We start from the raw sequence: 23,276 nt of genomic DNA on the forward strand, positions 1-23,276 counted from the left end.
GAACAGCCATGAAATCTGTGTTGAAATTAGAACTAGAAGAAGCAAAGTTAATGATTGAGGCAGCTAAGAAAAAATCAGAAGAGATCAATGTTCTAGAAACCATCGCTATTGTCGATGATGGAGGCAACCTGCTAGCGCTTGAACGTATGAATGGAGCGCGCATCACGGGACCTGAAATCTCGATTGCTAAAGCGTATACAGCTGCTGGCCATAAACGCTCTACCCATTTATTTAACAAGGAGCCGAATGGACCTGCACTTCCTGGAAATGAAGCCTTTGGAATTCAACAGATGCTTCCAGGGAAATTCGCTATTTTTGTTGGTGGATTCCCAATTGTTGTCAATGGTGACGTGGTAGGTGGAATTGGTGTAAGTGGCGGAAACGGCGAGCAAGACACGGCTGTGGGTACTGCCGCCCTGCAAGCATTGCAAAGTTATCTTGAAAGTGATGGGCTGGAAGTAATTACAGAAGCCGATATAAAAAAATAATAATAACAGGACCTCATTCAAAGCATTTGTTTTAGCAGAATGGGGTCTATCTTAATCTTCGGTTCTATTAAAATATGCGACAGAATGTTATATTGGTATAAAAAGGGGGAGAGTCAACTGAAAGCATATGTTGAGTTAGCTATTGGATTTGCCCGCACCGGTGTGACCGGTTATGGGGGCGGACCCTCGACGATACCGCTGATTGAATTTGAAGCTGTTAAAAAATACAAATGGATGAACGAACAGGAATTTGTCGAAATCCTGGCATTAGCCAATACCTTGCCAGGACCGATTGCCACCAAAATGGCGGCGTATATTGGTTATAAAGTGAAGGGGTATTTAGGTGCGACCGTGGCTATTCTTACTCACATTTTACCATCAATTATTGCCATGATCGCTTTATTGGGTGTGCTTTATAGGTTTAAAGAATCACCAATTGTCAGTGGGATGGTTCAAGGGGTTACACCTGTGATCGGATTTATGCTCTTGGAGATGGCCTATCGTTTTTTCCAAAATGGCCGTAAAGGATTAGGTTTTCCGATTATGCTCTCACTATCGGTCGTTTCTTTAATATTTGTCCAGTTTCTTGATTGGCATCCCGGCATCTTGATTGCGGTATTTCTCATCACTGCCTATTTCATTGCGGATCGAAAAGAAAAAGCGGCAAAAGCTTCAGCTGAGTTGCTTCTTCAGAGAAAGGAAAAAAGTTCATGATCTATTTGCATATCTTTTGGGCGTTTTTTATTGCTAATTTATTGGGATACGGCGGCGGCCCTGCAACCATTCCATTAATACAAAATGAAGTGGTCAACAATTACCATTGGATGAGTTTATCCGAGTTTGGGGATGTATTGGCGATTGGGAATGCCTTGCCAGGACCGATTGCCACCAAAATGGGCGGTTATATTGGTTATGAAGTGGGGGGGATTCTTGGTGCGATTATAGCGCTTATTGCTACGATTCTTCCTTCCGCTCTTGCTGTCATTTTGTTATTTAAGTTTGTGAATCTATTTAAAGGTTCTCCAAAAGTAGCGCTTATGACAAAGTCTGTGCAGCCGATTATTGCGATTTTACTTGCTGTGATGGCCTATCAATTCTTTTTAACAGCTTATGAGAATAGTGGTGTTTTTCATTTAGTCTTTTTGGCTGTGGTTAGTTATTTTGCATTGATTAGAGTAAAAATGCATCCATCCCTGTTAATTGTTTGCTGCTTGATCTATGGTGGAGTTTTTCTTTCGTAAAAATGAATGTTAGAAAATAATAATAAAATAAGCGGGTGGAATTTATGGACATAAGATGGGAGGAAAACAATCTTTTATCGATTCGAGAGCATGCATATATTTATTTAAAGGAAATGATTTTGGAGGGAGAATTAAAAGCGGGCGATCGTTTAATTGAAAGAGAACTTGCCGGGAAATTAGGCATCAGCCGGACACCGATTCGGGAGGCTTTGTTCCGATTGGAATCCCAAGGCTTTGTAAAAACGGTTCCCCGAAAAGGTGTCGTCGTCTCCAATATTTCCGAGAGTGAAGTCATCGAGGTATTTACAATTCTTTCCTCTTTAGAAGTTTTGGCCGTTAAATTAGCTGCGGGGCGGATGGATAGAGAAACGCAACTAGAATTGGATCAAAAGATCGAAGAACTGATGTTGTTAAGAGATCAAGCCGAAGAAAACTTTAATCTTGAACATATACAAATGAATCGTCTGATTAATAAGGCATCGAAAAGCCCCAAATTGTTTGAGATTCTCTCTGGTCTGATTGACTATATACATATGGCTGCAAATATGGGATATGAGACACCAGGCAGAAGAAAAGAATCACTAGGGGAACATATTGATATTATGAAAGCTTTGCGTGATAAAGAAGCGGAAATGGCAGAGTATTTAATGAGAATTCATATTGAAAACTCGAAAAAAGCGTATATCACTTATATTGAAAATATTAAAGAAAAGCTGTATAAAAAAGAAAAATTGATGTCCACTTGAAAAATACCAATGAAAGTTCTCGTAGCGAGATATCCTCTATATAAATGACCACACCGTCTACTCGATGTGGTTTTATATTTATCTTTTTTTAAAATGAAAAGATTTAAAATATTTGTATTGTCTGAAAATTATAAATATGGTATATTGTATACCAAGAAGATTAATTTTAGGGAGGATACGAGGCATGCCAAAAATAAATTTCATTAACAGCAATAAACAATTAGAGGTACCAGAGGATTCGAATATTTTGAGGATGTCCCTTCGTTACGATGGAGAACTCCCAAACCGATGTGGCGGAGGAATTTGCGGCAGCTGCGTATTTAAGGCGGAGGACGGCGCTGAATTCCTAGATAAAGTTAAGGTACAGGAAAGAAGAAAATTAGGTGAAGAGTGGTTAAATGAAGGGTATCGCCTTGGGTGTCAAACATTTGTGACAAACGGAGATATTTCAATTTCTTGGGATGATGCATTCACAGAAGTAGTGAAGAAAAGAAAGCCTGATAAACTCCAGAAAGAAGTCTCTACCATTTAGTAAGCTTAGTTAAAGAAAAATATGAATTCGGGGTGAGATCATGTGGGCCTGTGATAAACATATGAAAGAAATATTATCCTTCTTAGAAACTCCCCATATTAGCAAAGCTTCTTATCAAATTAAATGTTCACTTTGTGATAATCATGCACTAGCAAAAATCTATTACACTCATAAACCTTTGCATTTGAAAAAAAATAAAAAATTACGTGCATTTGCATAGCATCTATTATGGCCTACCTCGAGTGCTTTAAGTTGTAAAGTAGTGAGGGACAGGCACCATTTATAAAGGCTGTCCCATTAGTTTAACTTGGGGCAGTTTTTTTATGATATAAATCCTGATTTGTAAATACTATACTTGACATGTGACTAGGAATTGGTTTTTTTCTATAAACTAAGTAGTATTATTGTTGCCCTAACAGCGTATTTAAAGGAGAAGGAATCGATGGAAAACAAACTGATTGAAACCTGTACAAGCGTCATTAAAAATGCAAAAAACATCGTTGTGCTAACTGGAGCGGGGATTAGTACAGAATCTGGCATAAAAGACTTTCGTTCAAGGTCTGGGGTTTATCAACTTGCGCCGGAATATATCCTTTCCTTGGATTATTTTTATCGAAATCCAAGGGAGTTTTATCAATTTGCATTCGAAAATCTTTACCATCCGGATGCTGTGCCGAATTTAGGGCACAGGATTTTGGCGAAGTGGGAAAAAGATGGGAAGGTTTCTCATATCATTACCCAAAATATTGATGGACTTCATCAAAAAGCGGGCAGTAAGAAAGTCATAGAATTCCATGGAACCATAAAAACAGCAACTTGCTTGCATTGCGGTAAAAGCTATTCGACAGAAAAGATGGAAAATCGTCTCGATACCATCGATGAATTCTATATCTGTGACCATTGTGATACCAGCGATAAAAGAGAACGTTTTATAAAACCGGATGTCGTTTTGTTCGGTGATACAGGCAAGTGGTTTACTGTGGAGGGATTTGATGCGATTTTACATATGATAGATGTGGCGGATTGTGTGTTGGTATTAGGAACGAGTCTTAAAGTAACGCCATTCTCCACTTTCCCCCAATACAGAAGGAAAGGCATTCCACTAATTATTATTAATATAGGAGAAACCCCTTATGATACTGAAAGGAATACATATGTTATTCAAGAGTCTATCGGGAAAACCTTGACCTTATTGGATCAAAAAGTAGGAAACTGAAACCGTACAATAACTTTATAAGATGTTCCTCGTTTTTCCATCGTAAAAGTAAAATCCACAAAACATGGGGTTTTGTGGATTTTTTAGTGTTCTGAATAATAACCCCTTGGCCGTATTACTTCGCAAAAAAGTTTTCTGTATAGTAGGGCTGCGATTCGTCATTAAAAGCTACTCCCACCCCTAAAAACTCGTAACCCTCCCGCAAAATATTTTCACGATGTCCGAGGGAGTTCATTAAACCTTCATGGGCGAAGATGCTGCTAAATTGCCCATAGGCAAGGTTTTCCCCAGCCATATGAAAACTGATATCATCCTCTTTCATCCGGTCAAACGGTGATTGTCCTTTCAGATTGGTGTGATCGAAATACTGATGGACCGCCATATCGGTGCTATGTTTACGGGCTGTTCCTCTAACATGCTCATCCCATGTTAGAACTGTAAGCTGATGATTGACCCGTGCAGCATTGGTCAAATCGAATAATTGATATTCAAAGCCTTCTTTTAACGCTGAATTGGCTTTGGTGTAAAAGCCTGTTTTCTTTTGCTCAAAGTCCTTACTGATTAGTTGTATCGCAGTTACCGTATTATTTTCATGTTTATCATAAAAGATGGTTACGTAAGTTCCCTCAAGCAAGAACACATCATAGTCACTATTTTCCTGTAATTGATAAACTGTCAATCCTTTTTGGATGTTGGTGATCGGTTCACCTAGTTTTGCGCGAACATCTATCTTGGAACTTCCGAGTTTGATTCCTTTAGTGGATGCAATCAAATCTTGGTTTGTATATAATCCTGCCACTTTGTTGTTTTCATCATACATGACCATAAAAAAATCGTGGTAATCTTCGTGATAGGCATACCAATTCGTCCCATATTCATTAAGAGATGACCGATTTGCCTTGCCTAAATTATGATCAATATCTTCTTTTAGATTACCGAGTTCAATATTATTTACTGAAAATACTTGGTTCGTAGGGATATTTAATTCTACTTTTTCTTTTTGTGGTTGGGGCTGTTGTTTAGTGAGAGGATTTTCTCCTGCCTGAAAGCCAAGCTGCCCAACTAATTGTTGAACCTTTTCATAAAAACTATTAAGTGTTTCTAATACTGCTGAGCTATCTTTTATATTCATTTCAGATTGAACAGAATCAATCTTTTTTTCTATATCTTTTTTCCCCATCTGTTTATCAATAACTGGCAATGAAAAATAAAATAAAAGTATAAATGAGATAATCGCAAGTAAACGAACCATGATATTTCCTCCATTTCTATTAGAATTGTACCCAATCTAGATAAAATGTATAAGTAATATGCTTGGGGGGAATGATATTTAGGTTTTTTTAGAAAAATGATGGCTATGTCATAATATTTGGATGGTATTAATAAGTAATATAGGAAGAAAGTGGGGAATAGAACTGATAGGAGCTGATTGTATAAAAAATTTAGACACCCTTCTGCTTACTTGTGATAAAATTTGCTCTTGCCCTCTTAATAAAAAAATCCCGTCTATCTAATTAGATAGACGGGATCATTTGAAATTACATCCACTGACTATTTCTGCTTCCTTCGATATAATTCCATTGATTTATAACCTTCTCCAAGAACCGTCTCCATTTCTAACAAACGCTTATCTTGAGTTTCTTTTCTTTTCGCACTATAGACATAACGGGCCCAATCCTTTTGATATCCAAAAGTTAATTGACTATAGGCTCCCAATAGATCCTCATTTTTGTTTAAGTACTGTTTAATATCCTCCACATGGACAATATAGTCATCCACACATTGGCTAGATTTACTGCTGTCAGCCTTTTTTGTCTTTTTTGGGGCAGACTTTAAGCCCACCACTGTAAAAACATCGTTTAGACTGACCATTCTAGAAAACTTTATATCACTGTCAAGCGTATATCCCTCATCATCCATAGCAACTACGTTTAACAAGCTGTCGCGTTCAATGTATTCTTTATATTTTGGATTATTCTTCTTTGGATAGGCAAAGTACACATAACCATTTTTCTCGAGTAATTGGTTTGCAATTACCGATTGAAGTTGCCACGAAAATTCCTCTAAACTAAAAACGAACATAAATATAAGATCATATTTATCGTTATTAATAGATGAGTCATAGTCTAATTCATGAAAGTCATCCAAATCTTCCGGTTTCTGCAGAACAAGCTTCCGTGGATATTTATTCAAATTTAGTTTTTCAACAACACTTTTCGGTGAATTCATGTGTTTAACTCCTTCGTAATATTAATTCAGTACTTCGGGATTAATCAGGTTCCTTGGGCGTTTTCCCGTCAGTCCTGCTAGTAAATTCTCCACCGCAAGCTTGGCCATTTTAAATTCTGTTTCGAAAGTAGAAGACCCAATATGCGGGGTTGTCACTACATTTGGAAACTGGAGAAGTGGATGGTCCGCATTGACTGGCTCGCTTTGGAATACGTCTAATGCCGCTCCGTGAATCTCGTTCGTTGTTAATGCTTCAATTAGTGCCTTTTCATCGACTGTTTTTCCGCGGGAACCATTCACGAAAATAGCAGACTTTTTCATCAATTTAAATTCCCGTGGCCCCATTAAATTTTCTGTTTCAGGTGTGAGCGGTGTCATTAAACAAACAAAATCACTTTCCATAAGTAAGCGGTCAAGCTCTGTGTAGACAGCGTGATATTTTTCCTCAGCCTCCAGATTGCGAGTGCGATTATGGTACAGGATATTCATATCAAAGCCTAAATGCCCGCGTTTCGCAATTAATGACCCGATTTTTCCCATCCCAATAATTCCTAAGGTTTTATGATGAACATCAATGGCATATTCATTTCTAGTTAAATGCTGCTTCCAATTTCCGACCTTCACGAACTGGTCCAATTCAGGGATACGTCTAGCCGCCGCAAGAAGAATCCCGAAAATCGCATCAGCGGTAGTATCTTCAAGTACACCGGGTGTATTTGTTCCCATAACACCGTGTTTTGTCATCTCATCAATGGAAAGGTTATTAAATCCAGTTGAGTTATTAGATACAATTTTTAAATTTGGGGCAAGATCCAGTAATTCTTTGTCGACTGGAAGGGCAAGACCGACAATACCCACAGCTTGCTTAAGAGCCTGTAAAAAAGCCGGGTCTGTTTTGGGATTTATTCTTTCAAAAATTGCAACGTCAAAATTATCTCTTAAACGAACCAGGGTTTCAGAGAATTCAAAATTATAGGCAAGTATTTTTCTTTTCATCGTTATGAGTTCTCCTTTTGTAGCTGTAAGTAAGAATATATTTTTAAAGTGACATAGAATTTTTAAAGAGTCAACAATTCAGAAAATAATTGGAATCGAAAATTGATAAAAAAACCATGGGAATCACGACAAGTCAGTTGAAAGTTTTCAATTTTTTTGATGAATCAAGATTATATTAGTATATCAAAAAGGTTCTATTTGTGTAAGCGTTCACCAAAATATTTAATAATCTAATCATAATTATCAAATCTAATTTTATACGATTTTACCGTGTTAAATAAGTGCAATGTTGAATTCGCTTACATTTTTAGACTAAATCTTTTTTTAGATAATAGTAGCGTTAGCTTGAAAATGAAATTTTTGTAAGAAAGGAATTTCTTGTTTCAGTATATTACATCTTATGTTAGAATATATAACATGATAATTGTTTTAAAATTCATATTTTTTCAAATAAACTAAAACAAAATAGGAGGTGGTATCTTGGGAAACGAAAATCCATCCTATCGTGATCAAAAGGTTATCACCATAGGAATTGTGACAGAATTAACAGGTCTTTCAAGCAGACAAATTCATTATTATGAAACGCGGAAGCTAATTTTTCCAGATAGGACCCCAAATGGGACCCGTAAGTATTCATTTGCGGATATTGAAAGACTGATTGAAATTGCGGAAAAAATAGAAGAAGGAGTACAAACACTTGAAATTCGCAGGGATTTAGCGAAACGGGAAAAACATAAGATGATTATAGGTCAAATCAATTCCCATTTTAATCGGAACGGACCAATAAAATAACGAGGTTTTGGAAGATTAACGCGCATTAAAGAGCGAGGTTCATATACTGGGCCTGCTCTTTTTTTTAGTGTCATCGCCGACATTTTTGAAAAATTTAGCTTTCCAAATTTTTAATCATTTCTATTAATCGTTATAATTGGAGTAATCAATAAATTTTTACATGTGAATCATTCGCAGGAATGAAAAATGAAAGGTGGATGTAAATGAAATATAATTTTGATGAAATTGTCAACCGAAGAGGAACCTATTCAATCAAATGGGATGGCGGGGATTTAATTAAACAGATTGGTCTGACGGAACGATATGACGATGAGACGATTCCGTTGTTTACAGCTGATATGGATTTACCAGTGCCTCAGCCGTTAGTAGATGCCTTACATAAGACGGTCGATCACCGGATTTTCGGATATACCATCTTTCCAAAAGAGTATTTTGAAGCCATCCAGCATTGGTTTAAAAAGAGACATGATTGGGATATTCCGCAGGAAGAAATTAGCTTTAGCCCAGGAACCGTTCATGCTTTAAATGTTGCTGTTAAAGCATTATCCAATCCAGGAGATGGCATCATTATCCAACGACCGGTTTATCCTCCGTTTACTTCGGCAATTGAAGCCAACGGACGAAAAGTTCGGAATAATGCACTTAAAGCGAATAGCGAAGGCTATTATCAAATCGATTTCGAGGATTTTGAAGCGAAGGCAAAAGAAGAAACGACGAAAATGTTCATCCTATGTAACCCCCATAATCCAACCGGCAGAGTGTTTACTCGGGAAGAACTAAGGAAATTAGCCGATATTTGTGCGAAAAATGATGTCCTTATCGTTGCTGACGAAATTCATGGAGATTTAGTACGACGTAATCAAACATTTATTCCGATTGCAAAAGCTAGCGACCATAGTGATCGTATTATTACTTTTACTGCCATCAATAAAACATTCAATGTTGCTGGGCTTCATTGTACAAATGTAATCATCTCAAATCCTGAACTTAGAAAAACCTTTAATACTGTTATGGGGATGCATTTACCCTCACCTTTTACCGTTTCTGCACTGATCGCCGTATACAATGAGGGCGAAGATTGGTTAGAACAATTAAAGGAATATATCGATGGGACAATGGAATGGGCAGTCCAATTCTTAGCGGCGAAAATGCCGAAAGTTAAGGTAAGAATCCCAGAGGGAACCTATATCATGTGGCTGGATTTTAGTGAGTATGGACTAACTCCAGAAGAAGTCCACAATCGGATTTATAATAAAGCAAATGTTCTACTGGAAGATGGGAAGATGTTTGGTAAAGAAGGGTTACAATGGCAAAGAATTTGTATCCCGTCCCCTCGTCCATTAATCCAGGAAGCATTTGAAAGGATTGCAAGAGAATTCGAGGATGTCAATTAATAGGTGAAATTATAACCAAAACCACTTGGTATCTATATTCCAAGTGGTTTTGTCTTGTGGATAAAAAGTGAGGAAAAGTTTAGGGTATTTAATATTGAAATATAAATTGATTAAAAAATGAAAAGTAAATTTTTCCTTTAATGAATGCATTCTTAAAGTATGGATAAAATAAAAGTATTAATAATATTGATTTTTTAATCCAAATCTCTATTATTTCAATAAATCATAAACATCAATATTATTATATTATGTGTATTATTAAATTTTTTTGTATATTCATATAGTTTAATCCCTTTTTTCAGTTAACTATATGTGATATATTAAATAAGTAAATTTGCTATATTCAGCAAGTGAGAACAATCTGAAAATTAAGGGGAGAATGAAATGAAAAAGTTAGGTCTATTAAGTTTGTTATTAATCCTTTCAATCTTTATCGCTGCTTGTGGAAGCAAAGACACAGCAGACGAGCAAGAAAAAGGTGGAAAAGTATATAAAGTTGGTGTTGATACAACTTATCCGCCGTTTGAATTTAAAGAAGGAAACGATTATAAGGGAATTGATATTGAGTTAATCAATGCAATTGCGAAAAACCAAGACTTTAAAATCGAACTTTCTCCAATGGATTTCGGTGGTATCATCCCAGCAATGCAAGCAAATCAGCTAGATGTGGCCATTGCAGGAATGAGCATTACGGATGAAAGAAAAAAGGTAGTAGATTTCTCAACACCATATTTTGATGCAGGCTTAACAGTCGTTGTTAAAAAAGATAATACGAGTATTAAATCAGTCGAAAATCTTAAAGGCAAAAAAATTGCTGTTAAAAAAGGTACAACCGGTGCAAAATATGCACAAGATAATGCTGCAAAATTAGGAATTACTGTTGTTCAATTTAATGATAGTCCTGCCATGTTCCAAGAAGTATCTAACGGAAATGCAGATGCACTTATTGAAGATTATCCTGTAATTTCTTATGCAATTGCTCAAAAAGACCTTGGATTAAAAATCGTTGGTGATCGCTTAAATGGAGATCAATATGGAATTGCTGTTCTAAAAGGACAAAACGCAGATCTTTTGAAAAAAATTAACAATGGTCTTGCTGAGTTAAAGAAAGATGGTACGTATGATAAAATTATTAAAACGTATCTAGGTGAATAGAGGATACGAAATGATTAAGCGCGCTTAATGCGCGCTTTCTTTTTGAAAGGGGATGAACAGGATGGATATTATTTCTGCAGCACTGCCAATGTTATTAAAAGGTCTTCAAGTGACCATATATATATTTGTAATCGCCATTATTCTAGGTTTTTTAATGGGTTTAGTAATAGCGTTATTTCGTTTAGCTCCGATCAAGATTTTGAACTGGATTGCTAAGGTTTATGTTGATGCCATTCGTGGAACACCATTTATTGTGCAATTGTTTTTTATTTATTTCGGTGTAAATTCTCTACAAGTGGTGTCCCTAAATAGCACTACTGCTGGGATCATCACTGTTGCCATTAATGCGGGTGCATATTTTGCTGAGATTATCAGAGCGGGAATTCAATCAATTGATAAAGGACAAACAGAAGCAGCAAGATCGATCGGTTTTACAGGCGCACAAACCATGCGATATGTGGTGCTTCCTCAGGCCTTTAGAAGAATGCTTCCTACGATTACAAACCAATCCATTATCAGTTTAAAGGATACGTCACTTTTATCTGTAATTGGGATTGCAGATTTAACACAGCAAGGACAAATTCAAGCTTCTGCCACCTTCGAAGCATTTAAGATTTGGCTGGCTGTAGGTATCATTTACTTTATTATTATTTATTTATTAACCATGCTTGCTAATTTCATCGAAAGGAGGATTCAACTTAGATGAGCATGATCACAGTTAAAAACTTACGAAAATCGTTCGGTAATGTTGAGGTATTAAAAGATATCAATGCAGAAGTTAAAGAAAAAGAGGTAGTTTGTGTTATTGGTCCATCTGGCTCAGGTAAAAGTACGTTCCTTCGATGCTTAAATCGCCTTGAAGACATTTCAGGCGGAGAGGTAGTCATAAACGGACAGGATATAACAGACCCAAAAATCAATATTAACAAAGTAAGACAAGAAGTAGGAATGGTGTTTCAGCAATTTAATCTGTTTCCTCATAAAAGTGTATTAGAGAACATCACCATGGGACCTATTAAAATTCACTCTATAGATAAAGCAGCTGCTGAAAAATTGGCATTTGATCTATTAGATAAAGTGGGTCTAAGAGAAAAAGCCAATAGCTTTCCAGGGGAACTATCTGGGGGGCAAAAACAACGGGTTGCGATTGCAAGGGCACTCGCCATGAATCCAAAAATTATGCTATTTGACGAGCCGACATCCGCACTTGACCCTGAAATGGTTGGTGATGTTTTAGAAGTAATGAAACAGCTGGCACTAGAAGGTATGACAATGGTTGTTGTTACTCATGAAATGGGTTTTGCCAGGGAAGTCGGCGATCGGGTCATCTTCATGGACGGAGGCTACATTGTTGAAGAAAATGAACCGAATGAGTTATTCAGTAACCCTCAGCATGAAAGAACCAAGGCGTTTTTAAGCAAGGTACTTTAAACTATAACATGGTTTCCTACTTGAATAAGGAAAACATGTTTGCAAATTACCTGTTAATACATTTTTTTAAATTGAGGCGTAGCATATATAAGCCATTAAATACTAGAGTAAGAACGAATCTAGTATTTGATGGCTTTTTTTATTTACTATATTAGTGGTCCTTGTTGGAGAGGATACCAGTGATGTTAGAAAAACACCTTCAATTTATATATTCCTATTTCGTTCTACTCCTAGATAACTCCATTGATTTAAAACCTACCGCTTTTGATATTCATTTTGAACAGAAATTTAAAAAGCTATGTTGTTTAATAAAAGAATGGATGGACAACCTATAACAGTTATCTTTTACCTTTGCACCGGAGAGCAAGTTAGTTAGTTTTTAACTTTACAACTGTAATATCATTAGGAGTGAGTTAAGTGATAAGAGATAAAAGTGCTTACTTTCATGTACTACTTATCTTGTTTGTAATTGCCGTTTTTATTTGGTCAATCTATAAGCCAGCAGGATATTTAATATGGGCGATGGAAGTACTTCCTGCCATTGTGATATGTATGATTGTACTTATTACCTATAATAAGTTTCGTCTTACTACGCTATCCTATATCATAATTGCCATTCTTTCGATTCTTACCTTCATTGGTGGTCATTATACTTACGCAAAGGTTCCACTTTTTACTTGGATAAAAGATTATTTTGAATTAAACCGAAACCACTATGATCGCTTTGGGCATTTCTTAAAAGGATTGTTTGCCATTGTAATAAGAGAAATATTAATCCGAAAAAGAGTGACTAAAAAAGGTCCTTGGTTAATTTCTGTGATATTAAGTTTTTCACTCGCAATTGGAGCTATGTATGAAATTATCGAATGGTTATCGACTAAATTAACAAAGAACAGAAAGACTTCCACTGAGTTTTTAGGAGCACAAGGTGATATTTGGGACGCACAGTGGGATATGTTGTTAACCTTTATTGGTTCTATCCTCGCGTTACTCATCTTATCAAAAGTACATAACAGACTATTAGAAAAAATTAAGGGAATGAAATATAAGAAAGAAAGAGGGATCAGACCGTAACCCTCTTTCAAATAATGTTACAGTCACTAACTGTTCGTTTTCAATAACCGTACATATACAATCGATAACTTCATTTATTTAATATTATTCCGATATAATAAAATAGATGTAACCGTTTTCAGATAATATAGTATTTCACCAAATACATGCCAAAATTATCATTCATAACCATTGATATCTAAGGATATAGTACTATTTTTAGTGAAATTAATCACAATTCACACTTTGTTCAACACTTCACAAACCGTTATTCAAAATACATGTTATGATAAATCCATAAACAATCAAGGAGTGATAAGACATGATGGTATGTGAATGGAAAACCTTCTCTACAGATTCTGAAACTTATACCCTAGAAGTATTTGAAGAAACAGTTGAGGATGAATTTGAGGCAATGTATTTTAAAGAAAATGAAGAAATCCCCGCCTATATCTGGACCGTAAATTACGTGGTTATTGTTAAAAAGTATTCGAAGGTTCTAACTGACATTTTATTTGAAAAGATTCCACGCAATCCAGTTTGTGAGTAAAAATCAAGTAGAGTGTTATTATTTTTAATCAAAAATGTGAAATTTTTCACAAACATTACGATTCATGACATTCAGAGAAAATACCAGCTTGATTGTGTATTATTTTTTAAAAATACTTGCGAAAAACTTCACAAACACTTAATCAAATGGAGGTATTACGATGGCAGTAGTAGAAAAGGCAGTTAAAGAAAAGCAAACCGTAACAAAAATAGTTAATGTTTTGGTGGAAAACGGTCTAAAAGCATTGAAAGAATTCCGAAGCTTCGACCAAGAAATGATTAATAATGTTGTTAAAGAAATGGCCTTGGCTGGTCTTGATCAGCATATGCCACTTGCAAAGCTAGCCGTTGAAGAAACAGGAAGAGGCGTGTACGAAGATAAAATCATCAAAAACATGTTTGCTACTGAATATGTCTATCATAATATCAAGTATGATAAAACCGTTGGTATCATTAACGAAAATGAACATGAAGGAATGATTGAAATTGCGGAACCGGTTGGGGTTATTGCCGGAGTAACACCAGTAACCAACCCAACATCGACAACCATGTTTAAAGCACTCATTTCGATAAAAACAAGAAATCCAATCATTTTTGCCTTCCATCCATCAGCACAGAAATGCAGTAGTGAAGCGGCAAGGGTGCTCAGAGATGCAGCAATCAAGGCGGGTGCGCCAGAAAATTGCATCCAATGGATTGAAACACCGTCGCTTGAAGCAACACAAGCCCTAATGAACCACTCAAAAATATCATTAATTCTTGCCACTGGCGGTGCGGGGATGGTTAAATCTGCTTACAGTTCAGGTAAGCCAGCACTCGGAGTTGGGCCAGGAAATGTCCCTTGTTATATTGAAAAAACAGCCAATCTTCATCAGGCAGTTAATGACTTAATTTTATCAAAAACGTTTGATAATGGAATGATTTGCGCTTCCGAACAAGCAGTCATTATTGATAAAGAAATATACGACGTTGTAAAACAAGAAATGATAGCAAATAATTGTTATTTTTTAAATGAAGAAGAAAAAGCGAAGGTTGATAAATTAGTTATTAATGAGCAATCCTGTGCTGTTAATCCAGTAATTGTTGGGATGGCTGCTTCAAAGATTGCACAGTTAGCAGGAGTAAAGGTTCCTGATAATACAAAGATCCTTATCGCAGAATTAAAAGGTGTCGGACCAGGATACCCACTTTCAAGGGAAAAATTGAGCCCAGTGCTTGCTTGTTACAAGGTAAGTGGTCTTGAGGAAGGATTAAAACGGGCCGAAGAAATGCTGGAGTTCGGCGGGCTAGGTCATTCAGCTGTTATTCATACCACTGATCAAACAGTGATTAAGAAGTTTGGACTGCGGATGAGAGCGGGACGCATTATTGTCAATGCTCCATCATCACAAGGTGCGATCGGTGATATCTACAATGCCTATATGCCGTCCTTAACCCTCGGATGTGGAACGTATGGTGGGAATTCTGTCTCTACAAATGTGGGTACTATTCACTTAATTAATATTAAAAAAGTAGCGAAAAGGAATATTAATATGCAATGGTTTAAAGTTCCATCTAAAATTTATTTCGAGAAAAATTCAACTCAATATCTTGCGAAAATGCCGAAAATTTCGAAAGCATTTATTGTCACCGACCTGGAATGGTGAAATTAGGATATGTGGATAAAGTCCTTTACTATTTAAGAAAGCGTCAAGATTATGTTCACTGCGAAATTTTCTCAGAGGTTGAACCAGACCCATCGATTGAAACAGTGATGAAAGGTGCAGAAATGATGGCTAACTTCCAGCCAGATGTTATCATTGCGCTTGGCGGTGGCTCTGCCATGGATGCGGCCAAAGGAATGTGGCTGTTCTATGAACATCCAGATACAGAATTCTTTGGCTTGAAACAAAAATTCTTAGATATTCGAAAACGAATTGTTAAATATCCGAATCTCGGCCAAAGGGCACAATTTGTGGCCATTCCTACCACCTCTGGAACAGGCTCGGAGGTTACGTCATTCTCGGTGATTACTGATAAAGAGGCTAATATTAAATATCCGCTCGCAGATTATGAATTGACTCCTGACGTAGCAATTATCGATCCGCAGTTTGTGATGACGGTACCTAAACATATTACTGCTGATACGGGATTGGACGTGTTGACACATGCGATTGAAGCATTTGTATCCTGTATGGCCAATGATTTCACGGATGGCCTTGCAATAAAAGCAATCCAGCTTGTATTTGAATACCTGCCTAGAGCCTACAAAAACGGTCAGGATGAAGAAGCTCGCGAAAAGGTCCATAATGCTTCAACCATTGCCGGCATGGCCTTTGCAAATGCATTCTTAGGCATTAATCATAGTCTTGCACATAAGCTGGGAGCGGAATTCCATATCGCACACGGACGGGCAAATGCTGTGCTTATGCCGCATGTGATTCGCTATAATGCGACTAAACCGAAGAAATTCACAGCCTTTCCGAAGTATGATCATTTCAAAGCTGACAAACGATATGCTGAAATTGCTAGAATACTAGGTTTACCTGCTAGTACTAATGAGGAAGGTGTAGAGAGCCTCGTTCAAGCCATTATTAAATTGGCGAAGGAACTTGAAGTTCCAATGAGCCTTGAAGCAAATAATATAAATAAAATCGAGTTTGAAAGCAAGGTTGACTATTTAGCAGACCGGGCCTTCGAAGACCAATGTACCACTGCAAACCCTAAGCTTCCATTAGTAACAGAATTGGCTGAAATTTACCGCCAAGCCTATAAAGGGGTATAATAATCATTGCCAATACGAAAAATCAAACTAATTGGTTTTTCGTATTGGCATTTTATTTTTTAAGAAGAGGGTGTATTTTGTGGGGTACAGAATTAAAGATGTGATGATTTCCGAGACAGAGATTAAAGACAGAGTGAAACAATTAGCCGAGCAAATTGAAAGTGATTTTAATAAGGAAGCAATTATCCTCATCTTTGTCCTGAAGGGGTCGTTTGTTTTTGCTGCAGATTTGATTCGTGAGATGAAGGGGGAAATAAAAATTGATTTCATCTCGGTTTCCAGCTATGGAGATGAAACCGAGTCAACAGGGAAAGTAAGGTTATTGAAGGATCTTGATGAGAATATTACCAATCAGAATGTCCTCGTGGTTGAAGATATTATCGACAGCGGCCTGACATTACAATTCTTACGAGGTCATTTAAAATCACACAAGCCAAAGCAAATTAAAATTTGTACATTGTTAGACAAGCCCGAAAGAAGAAAAGTCGAGTTACCTGTGGATTATGTCGGCTTTGTAATCCCAGATGAGTTCATTGTCGGCTATGGGATTGACTATGCCCAAAAGTATAGAAATTTACCTCATATCTTCACTGTTGAGGAGTGTTAGGGATTCGGAAAACTTTTTTGGTGTGGGAAATTTTGCTATCGAATTAATCAATGATATACTTTTTACTGTAAAACTGTTGAATGATGGAGGAATGAATAATGTATACTTCAATATCGGAATTTATTGAGGATTGGAATCAAGAAGCGGCTTCTACGCAAAAGGTTTTGGATGCTCTGACAGATGGTTCACTTCAACAAGCGGTGTCCCCAGATGATCGTACGTTAGGGAGAATCGCATGGCATGTCGTAACGAGTACACCTGAAATGCTTAACGAGTTCGGAGTTACGGTTGAAAATGTTGAAAACTCAAGTACGGTTCCGTCCTCGGCAAAAGAAATAGCGGACACCTTTCGCAAGGTTAATGAAGACACTATAGACGCTGTCAAGAAGCAGTGGACAGATGCATCCTTAAAAGAAATGAAAAATGTCTTCGGGATGGATATGCAAAAAGCAGTAACACTTTCTCTTTTAATCAAACACATCATTCATCACCGCGGACAAATGACAGTCTTAATGCGCCAAGCTGGATTAAATGTCCCTGGAGTGTATGGCCCATCAAGAAACGAATGGAGTCAAATGGGGATGGAAGCTCCAGCACTATAAATGTACATACTAGACTCTCATGCACACCTAACAAAGGTGTGCTATTTTTATGCCTAACGTGCTAGTACGATGTATCATAGTGCTAGCAAACTAATATATATTTGATATTGCTATCCTATTAACGTGTTTCTCTTTATATATCGTTGGTTGTATATCAAAAGAACTACTTTATCTGCACGTTTTATTAATTTTGCATTTATGTAAAATATTTCTACATTTTTCTACAAAATAATCTAAATCAAGTGTCACCTTTCTATATTAAATCCTCCATTATTTTGGTAAAATATCAATAAGCAAAAATTATACATACTCAAAAAGATTAGTTGTAAAGTTAATCATTCAACAATCTCTACTACTAGATCATTAAAATCTTCAATTAGATCATAAGTCTACGATCATTTTTTTGAATAGTGAGGCAATTAATAAACGCATGATGAGGAGGAAGAATATGTGGGATTTTGACATGAATATAGATCAAGTTGCAAGAATTAAAGTAATTGGTGTTGGCGGCGGAGGGAATAATGCTGTCAATCGTATGATTGAAGGTGGAGTTCAAGGGGTCGAATTTATTGCAGTGAATACTGATGCACAAGCTCTTAACCTATCAAAAGCTGAGATAAAAATGCAAATTGGTGCACAATTGACAAGAGGATTAGGGGCAGGTGCAAATCCAGAAGTAGGCAGGAAAGCAGTTGAAGAAAGCAGAAGGCAGTTGGAAGATGTATTAAAAGGAGCAGACATGGTGTTCGTTACCGCCGGAATGGGTGGTGGTACGGGAACCGGTGCTGCTCCAGCGATTGCTGAAATTTCACGCGAACTTGGTGCATTGACTATCGGTGTCGTTACTCGTCCGTTTGGATTTGAGGGACGTAAACGTGCGCAAAATGCAGCAAACGGTATTGAATTAATGAGGGAAGCGGTTGACACCTTAATTATTGTTCCTAACGATCGATTATTGCAAATTGTTGACAAAAGAACACCGATGATTGAAGCGTTCCGGGAGGCGGATAATGTCCTTCGCCAGGGGGTTCAAGGTATTTCGGATTTAATTGCTGTCCCAGGTTTAATTAATCTGGATTTTGCAGATGTTAAGACAATCATGAGTAATCAAGGGACAGCCTTAATGGGCATAGGGGTTGCAAAAGGGGATGGACGCGCGGTTGAAGCAGCAAAAAAAGCTATTTCTAGTCCATTATTAGAAACATCGATTGACGGAGCTCAAGGGATACTCATGAACATCACAGGTGGTAAAGATTTAAGTCTTTATGAGGTGCAAGAGGCAGCCGACCTTGTGGCTTCTGCAGCAGATAAGGAACTAAATATGATTTTTGGTTCAATTATTAATGAAAATTTTAAAAATGAAATTATGATCACGGTGATTGCAACTGGTTTTGTTGATAAACAGGCACGAACCAAACCATCCACCCATTCACAAATGGAAGGTCAATCAAAATCAAAAATAAATGCCCCAACCCGACGTGAGCAAGTGAGACATGAAGAACCAATTCATGGTAACGATCAATATGGGCAGGAATCAGAGGATTCGCTCGACATTCCGACGTTTTTGCGTAACCGAAACAAAAGGAATCGATAGCATTTCCTTCATCCGGCGCAATGAGTAGTGCATAGGACAACAGCCTAAATTAGATGATGTCCCTGTGGACTCCTACCTTGCGCCATTGTTATAAATATGGCAATATTCAATAAAATATTTTAATAAAAATAAGAAATAATCTGATTTTAATCGTTTAAATCGTTAAAACCGACTTGACTTATAGGAATAGTAAAACTATTATTATATTAATCATTTTTTGACTGAAAAGTATGTATTGTAAGATTGTTGAAACTAGTCATGATAAATAAATGATCACTGTAAGTTAATAATCCTTTGTGAGGTGGATTTTGGTGCAACTTCAAGTATTGAACAGTCCTTTTAATCAGGAGCAGGCAGAGCTCCTCAACCGCATTCTGCCTACCTTGACAGAATCACAAAAAGTCTGGCTGAGCGGTTTTTTGGCAGCAGCCCAATTTGCTTCGGTTCCGGTTTCAGGAAATATTCAGGTGGCAGATGGTCCTGCAGGGAACACCGCCCCAACTATTTCAAAAGATGTGACCATCCTTTTTGGTTCACAAACAGGTAACGCTCAGGGCCTTGCTAAGAAGGCGGGCAAAAAGCTTGAGGGAGAAGGCTTTCAAGTAACGATTCAGTCAATGAGCGATTTTAAACCAAACAATTTAAAGAAGATCCAAAACCTGCTGATTGTCACAAGTACTCATGGAGAAGGCACGCCCCCTGATAACGCGCTGTCATTTCATGAATTTCTAATAGGAAAGCGGGCTCCGAAGCTTGATAATCTCCGCTTCGCCGTATTGGCGCTTGGAGACAGCTCATATGAGTTTTTCTGTCAAACGGGAAAAGACTTTGATGCCCGGCTGGGGGAACTTGGAGGAACAAGGCTATATCCCCGCTTTGACTGTGACCTTGATTATGATGAGCCAGCAGCTGAATGGCTGGCAGGTGTCCTTATCAGCCTAAATGAAGCCGTGGGCGTCAGTCCAATTCCTGAACAAGAATTAGCATCACAACTAGTTGAATCAACGTATTCAAGAACCAATCCGTTTAAAGCAGAAGTACTTGAAAATATAAATTTGAACGGCCGCGGCTCGAATAAAGAAACACGTCACCTCGAGTTATCACTCGAAGGTTCTGGACTTACCTTTGAACCAGGGGATAGTCTTGGTATTTATCCGGAAAATGATCCCGCCCTTGTTAAATTACTGCTAGACGAAATGAACTGGGATCCGGAACAGAAGGTGACAGTCAATAAAAAGGGTGAGGTGCTTTCACTTAACGACGCGCTCCTTTCACACTTTGAAATAACAACATTAACCAAACCGCTTCTTGAGAAGGCAGCATCACTTTCTGCCAATGAGAAAATACAGGAACTTCTATCAGCAGGGAATGAAGATCAATTAAAAACGTACATTGATGGACGCGATTTGCTTGATTTGGTTCGGGACTTTACACCATGGATTGGCTCAGCTCAAGAGTTTGTCTCAATCCTTCGAAAGATGCCGTCCCGTCTATATTCAATCGCGAGCAGTTTATCTGCAAATCCTGATGAAGTCCATTTGACGATCGGTGCGGTCCGCTATGAGGCACATGGACGTGAGCGAAAGGGTGTATGTTCCATTCTAGCTGCGGAACGTCTGCAGCCAGGCGAAACAGTGCCAGTGTATATTCAACATAACGAAAACTTTAAGCTGCCAAAGAACGCAGATGCCCCAATTATCATGGTAGGTCCGGGGACAGGTGCAGCACCGTTTCGTTCCTTTATGCAAGAACGTGAAGAAACCGGAGCAACAGGTAAATCTTGGATGTTCTTTGGAGACCAGCATTTCGTGACGGATTTTCTTTATCAAACAGAATGGCAAAAGTGGCTGGAAAATGGCGTGCTGACGAAAATGGATGTTGCATTTTCACGAGACACGGATCAAAAAGTATATGTGCAGCACCGCATGTTAGAACATAGTCAAGAGGTATTTGAGTGGCTTCAAGAAGGTGCTCACCTCTATATTTGCGGTGACGAAAAACACATGGCACATGATGTTCATAACACTTTACTTGAGATTATTGAAAAAGAAGGCGGTTTGAGCCGTGAATTAGCCCAAGAATATTTAGCCGAGATGCAGCAGCAAAAACGTTATCAGCGTGATGTATACTGATTTGGGATGGAAAGGAGTTTTAACAACATGGTAAATCAAATTTTAAAAGCGCCGGATGGCCCGCCAAGTGATGTAGAAGGTATAAAAGAAAGAAGTAATTATTTGCGCGGAACTCTTAAAGAAGTAATGCTCGATCGGATTAGCGCAGGTATACCGGATGATGATAACCGTCTGATGAAACATCACGGTAGTTACTTGCAGGATGACCGGGACCTCCGAAATGAACGTCAAAAACAGAAATTAGAACCTGCCTACCAATTTATGCTGCGTGTCCGTTTGCCTGGTGGGGTTGCCTCACCGGATCAATGGCTTGTTATGGATGAGCTTGCAGATAAATATGGGAATGGCACATTAAAACTGACTACTCGAGAAACATTCCAAATGCATGGGATTTTAAAATGGAATATGAAGAGTACCATTCAGGGGATTCATAACGCGCTGATGGATACGATTGCAGCTTGCGGAGACGTGAACAGAAATGTCATGTGTACTTCTAATCCATACCAATCGGAGCTTCACGCAGAAGTATATGAATGGTCAAAAAAATTGAGCAATGATTTATTACCGCGAACAAGAGCGTACCACGAAATATGGCTGGATGAAGAAAAAGTAGCCGGAACACCGGAAATCGACGAAGTTGAACCAATGTACGGACCGCTTTACTTGCCACGGAAGTTCAAAATTGGAATTGCTGTTCCGCCTGGCAATGATATTGATGTCTTTTCACAGGATCTTGGATTTATTGCGATTGTTGAAGATGATATGCTTATCGGTTTCAACGTAGCGATTGGCGGCGGAATGGGGATGTCGCACGGCGACAAAGCAACCTATCCACAGCTTGCTAAAGTCATTGGCTTCTGTAAACCTGATCAATTGTATGATATAGCTGAAAAAACAATTACGATTCAACGGGACTACGGTAACCGTTCTGTCCGCAAAAATGCTCGTTTCAAGTACACTGTAGACAGACTTGGCCTTGAAACCGTTAAGGCTGAATTGGAACATCGACTTGGTTGGACATTAGATGAAGCAAAGCCTTACCATTTTGACCATAATGGTGACCGCTATGGCTGGGTAAAGGGCGTAAATGGGAAATGGCATTTAACACTGTTTATTGAAGGCGGCCGTGTCGCAGACTCTGATGATTACAAGTTGAAGACAGGCTTGCGTGAAATCGCTAAAATTCATACCGGTGATTTCCACTTAACAGGAAATCAAAACGTAATTATAACCAATGTATCAACCCAGAAAAAGAAAAAAATTGATGATTTGATTGAACAATATGGTTTAACAGATGGCAAGCATGCTTCAGCGCTGCGCCGCAGTTCAATGGTATGCGTTGCACTTCCAACCTGCGGTTTGGCGATGGCGGAGGCAGAGCGGTATTTACCATCTTTAATCAGTAAAATCGAAACCATTGTCGAAGAAAACGGTCTGAGCGACAAAGAGATTACCATCCGTATGACCGGTTGTCCGAATGGCTGTGCTCGTCATGCCCTTGGGGAAATTGGCTTTATCGGGAAAGCACCAGGCAAATACAATATGTATCTTGGTGCCGCCCATGACGGCAGCCGTCTAAGCAAAATGTACCGTGAAAACATTGGAGAAGAAGATATTTTAAACGAACTGCAAGTGCTGCTCCCTCGCTATGCAAAAGAACGGGAAGATGGCGAACACTTTGGTGATTTTGTGATTCGAGCCGGTGTGATCGAAGCTACAACTGACGGTACCAATTTTCACAATTAATCAAAAGAG

General features: G+C 38.0%; 21 protein-coding genes and 1 pseudogene. 19 read left to right on the plus strand and 3 right to left on the minus strand.

The window, feature by feature from the left end:
• Positions 1 to 8: 8 nt before the first annotated feature.
• The 6 genes from J7E77_RS26880 (at position 9) to J7E77_RS26905 (ending at position 4,223) form a co-directional block, all read left to right on the plus strand.
• Entirely contained in the window at positions 9 to 488 is a 480-nt protein-coding gene (locus J7E77_RS26880; RefSeq protein ID WP_214718208.1) for a GlcG/HbpS family heme-binding protein, read from the plus strand.
• Between the two features lie 117 nt (positions 489 to 605).
• Complete coding sequence (locus J7E77_RS26885) at positions 606 to 1,202, plus strand: chromate transporter (protein WP_214718275.1); 597 nt, start codon at positions 606 to 608, stop codon at positions 1,200 to 1,202.
• The gene (locus tag J7E77_RS26890) at positions 1,199 to 1,729 is read left to right on the plus strand and encodes a chromate transporter (protein WP_214718209.1); all 531 of its coding nucleotides are present in this window, start codon (positions 1,199 to 1,201) and stop codon (positions 1,727 to 1,729) included. The genes J7E77_RS26885 and J7E77_RS26890 overlap by 4 nt, the downstream gene beginning before the upstream one ends.
• Before the next feature lie 44 nt (positions 1,730 to 1,773).
• A complete protein-coding gene (locus tag J7E77_RS26895; protein ID WP_214718210.1) occupies positions 1,774 to 2,475 on the plus strand; it encodes a GntR family transcriptional regulator in 702 nt (233 codons plus the stop codon).
• A 184-nt stretch (positions 2,476 to 2,659) separates the two neighbouring features.
• Positions 2,660 to 3,007: a 2Fe-2S iron-sulfur cluster-binding protein gene (locus J7E77_RS26900; RefSeq protein ID WP_214718211.1), complete on the plus strand. Its 348-nt coding sequence runs from the start codon at positions 2,660 to 2,662 to the stop codon at positions 3,005 to 3,007.
• Positions 3,008 to 3,449: 442 nt separating this feature from the next.
• Complete coding sequence (locus J7E77_RS26905) at positions 3,450 to 4,223, plus strand: NAD-dependent protein deacylase (RefSeq protein ID WP_214718213.1); 774 nt, start codon at positions 3,450 to 3,452, stop codon at positions 4,221 to 4,223.
• A 115-nt stretch (positions 4,224 to 4,338) separates the two neighbouring features.
• On the opposite strand, the gene J7E77_RS26910 is transcribed toward J7E77_RS26905, so the two are convergent.
• The 3 genes from J7E77_RS26910 to J7E77_RS26920 form a co-directional block, all read right to left on the minus strand.
• On the minus strand, positions 4,339 to 5,475 hold the full coding sequence (locus tag J7E77_RS26910; RefSeq protein ID WP_214718215.1) for a CAP domain-containing protein: 1,137 nt from the start codon (positions 5,473 to 5,475) through the stop codon (positions 4,339 to 4,341).
• 299 nt (positions 5,476 to 5,774) lie between these two features.
• Positions 5,775 to 6,452 (minus strand): YdeI/OmpD-associated family protein, encoded by a 678-nt coding sequence (locus tag J7E77_RS26915; protein ID WP_214718217.1) that lies wholly within the window; start codon positions 6,450 to 6,452, stop codon positions 5,775 to 5,777.
• Positions 6,453 to 6,473: 21 nt separating this feature from the next.
• Complete coding sequence (locus J7E77_RS26920; protein WP_214718219.1) at positions 6,474 to 7,448, minus strand: 2-hydroxyacid dehydrogenase; 975 nt, start codon at positions 7,446 to 7,448, stop codon at positions 6,474 to 6,476.
• A gap of 480 nt (positions 7,449 to 7,928) precedes the next feature.
• Between J7E77_RS26920 and J7E77_RS26925 the strand changes: the two genes are divergently transcribed.
• The 13 genes and pseudogenes from J7E77_RS26925 to cysI all read left to right on the plus strand — a co-directional run bounded on the left by J7E77_RS26925 (position 7,929) and on the right by cysI (position 23,267).
• Complete coding sequence (locus J7E77_RS26925; protein WP_088087928.1) at positions 7,929 to 8,240, plus strand: MerR family transcriptional regulator; 312 nt, start codon at positions 7,929 to 7,931, stop codon at positions 8,238 to 8,240.
• Between the two features lie 203 nt (positions 8,241 to 8,443).
• A complete protein-coding gene (locus tag J7E77_RS26930; RefSeq protein WP_214718221.1) occupies positions 8,444 to 9,634 on the plus strand; it encodes a MalY/PatB family protein in 1,191 nt (396 codons plus the stop codon).
• Between the two features lie 384 nt (positions 9,635 to 10,018).
• Complete coding sequence (locus tag J7E77_RS26935; RefSeq protein ID WP_214718223.1) at positions 10,019 to 10,789, plus strand: transporter substrate-binding domain-containing protein; 771 nt, start codon at positions 10,019 to 10,021, stop codon at positions 10,787 to 10,789.
• Positions 10,790 to 10,850: 61 nt separating this feature from the next.
• Positions 10,851 to 11,495 carry an amino acid ABC transporter permease gene (locus J7E77_RS26940; protein WP_214718225.1) on the plus strand — a complete coding sequence of 215 codons (645 nt, stop codon included), beginning with the start codon at positions 10,851 to 10,853 and terminating at the stop codon, positions 11,493 to 11,495.
• Positions 11,492 to 12,220, plus strand: a complete 729-nt coding sequence (locus J7E77_RS26945; RefSeq protein ID WP_285290739.1) for an amino acid ABC transporter ATP-binding protein — start codon at positions 11,492 to 11,494, stop codon at positions 12,218 to 12,220. The genes J7E77_RS26940 and J7E77_RS26945 overlap by 4 nt, the downstream gene beginning before the upstream one ends.
• A gap of 417 nt (positions 12,221 to 12,637) precedes the next feature.
• On the plus strand, positions 12,638 to 13,294 hold the full coding sequence (locus J7E77_RS26950; protein WP_214718227.1) for a DUF2238 domain-containing protein: 657 nt from the start codon (positions 12,638 to 12,640) through the stop codon (positions 13,292 to 13,294).
• A gap of 301 nt (positions 13,295 to 13,595) precedes the next feature.
• Entirely contained in the window at positions 13,596 to 13,823 is a 228-nt protein-coding gene (locus J7E77_RS26955; protein ID WP_214718228.1) for a hypothetical protein, read from the plus strand.
• A gap of 160 nt (positions 13,824 to 13,983) precedes the next feature.
• A pseudogene (adhE, locus tag J7E77_RS26960) lies at positions 13,984 to 16,586 on the plus strand (bifunctional acetaldehyde-CoA/alcohol dehydrogenase).
• A gap of 79 nt (positions 16,587 to 16,665) precedes the next feature.
• Positions 16,666 to 17,193, plus strand: coding sequence for a hypoxanthine phosphoribosyltransferase (hpt, locus tag J7E77_RS26965; protein ID WP_214718231.1), 528 nt, complete (start codon positions 16,666 to 16,668; stop codon positions 17,191 to 17,193).
• Positions 17,194 to 17,291: 98 nt separating this feature from the next.
• A complete protein-coding gene (locus tag J7E77_RS26970) occupies positions 17,292 to 17,795 on the plus strand; it encodes a DinB family protein (protein WP_214718233.1) in 504 nt (167 codons plus the stop codon).
• 448 nt (positions 17,796 to 18,243) lie between these two features.
• Complete coding sequence (gene ftsZ / locus J7E77_RS26975; RefSeq protein ID WP_214718235.1) at positions 18,244 to 19,389, plus strand: cell division protein FtsZ; 1,146 nt, start codon at positions 18,244 to 18,246, stop codon at positions 19,387 to 19,389.
• A 311-nt stretch (positions 19,390 to 19,700) separates the two neighbouring features.
• Positions 19,701 to 21,521 carry an assimilatory sulfite reductase (NADPH) flavoprotein subunit gene (locus J7E77_RS26980; RefSeq protein ID WP_214718237.1) on the plus strand — a complete coding sequence of 607 codons (1,821 nt, stop codon included), beginning with the start codon at positions 19,701 to 19,703 and terminating at the stop codon, positions 21,519 to 21,521.
• Between the two features lie 27 nt (positions 21,522 to 21,548).
• Complete coding sequence (cysI, locus tag J7E77_RS26985; RefSeq protein WP_214718239.1) at positions 21,549 to 23,267, plus strand: assimilatory sulfite reductase (NADPH) hemoprotein subunit; 1,719 nt, start codon at positions 21,549 to 21,551, stop codon at positions 23,265 to 23,267.
• Positions 23,268 to 23,276: the final 9 nt, after the last annotated feature.

This window comes from Bacillus sp. ISL-77 (genome assembly GCF_018613105.1).

Excerpts from the sequence above, each read along its gene's own strand:
- J7E77_RS26905 (WP_214718213.1), top strand. The coding sequence starts at position 3,450 with ATGGAAAACAAACTGATTGAAACCTGTACAAGCGTCATTAAAAATGCA.
- J7E77_RS26970 (WP_214718233.1), top strand. The coding sequence starts at position 17,292 with ATGTATACTTCAATATCGGAATTTATTGAGGATTGGAATCAAGAAGCG.
- J7E77_RS26890 (WP_214718209.1), top strand. The coding sequence starts at position 1,199 with ATGATCTATTTGCATATCTTTTGGGCGTTTTTTATTGCTAATTTATTG.
- J7E77_RS26915 (WP_214718217.1), bottom strand. The coding sequence starts at position 6,452 with ATGAATTCACCGAAAAGTGTTGTTGAAAAACTAAATTTGAATAAATAT.
- J7E77_RS26910 (WP_214718215.1), bottom strand. The coding sequence starts at position 5,475 with ATGGTTCGTTTACTTGCGATTATCTCATTTATACTTTTATTTTATTTT.
- J7E77_RS26940 (WP_214718225.1), top strand. The coding sequence starts at position 10,851 with ATGGATATTATTTCTGCAGCACTGCCAATGTTATTAAAAGGTCTTCAA.
- cysI (WP_214718239.1), top strand. The coding sequence starts at position 21,549 with ATGGTAAATCAAATTTTAAAAGCGCCGGATGGCCCGCCAAGTGATGTA.
- ftsZ (WP_214718235.1), top strand. The coding sequence starts at position 18,244 with ATGTGGGATTTTGACATGAATATAGATCAAGTTGCAAGAATTAAAGTA.
- J7E77_RS26895 (WP_214718210.1), top strand. The coding sequence starts at position 1,774 with ATGGACATAAGATGGGAGGAAAACAATCTTTTATCGATTCGAGAGCAT.
- J7E77_RS26955 (WP_214718228.1), top strand. The coding sequence starts at position 13,596 with ATGATGGTATGTGAATGGAAAACCTTCTCTACAGATTCTGAAACTTAT.
- J7E77_RS26935 (WP_214718223.1), top strand. The coding sequence starts at position 10,019 with ATGAAAAAGTTAGGTCTATTAAGTTTGTTATTAATCCTTTCAATCTTT.
- J7E77_RS26920 (WP_214718219.1), bottom strand. The coding sequence starts at position 7,448 with ATGAAAAGAAAAATACTTGCCTATAATTTTGAATTCTCTGAAACCCTG.
- J7E77_RS26945 (WP_285290739.1), top strand. The coding sequence starts at position 11,492 with ATGAGCATGATCACAGTTAAAAACTTACGAAAATCGTTCGGTAATGTT.
- J7E77_RS26880 (WP_214718208.1), top strand. The coding sequence starts at position 9 with ATGAAATCTGTGTTGAAATTAGAACTAGAAGAAGCAAAGTTAATGATT.
- J7E77_RS26930 (WP_214718221.1), top strand. The coding sequence starts at position 8,444 with ATGAAATATAATTTTGATGAAATTGTCAACCGAAGAGGAACCTATTCA.
- J7E77_RS26900 (WP_214718211.1), top strand. The coding sequence starts at position 2,660 with ATGCCAAAAATAAATTTCATTAACAGCAATAAACAATTAGAGGTACCA.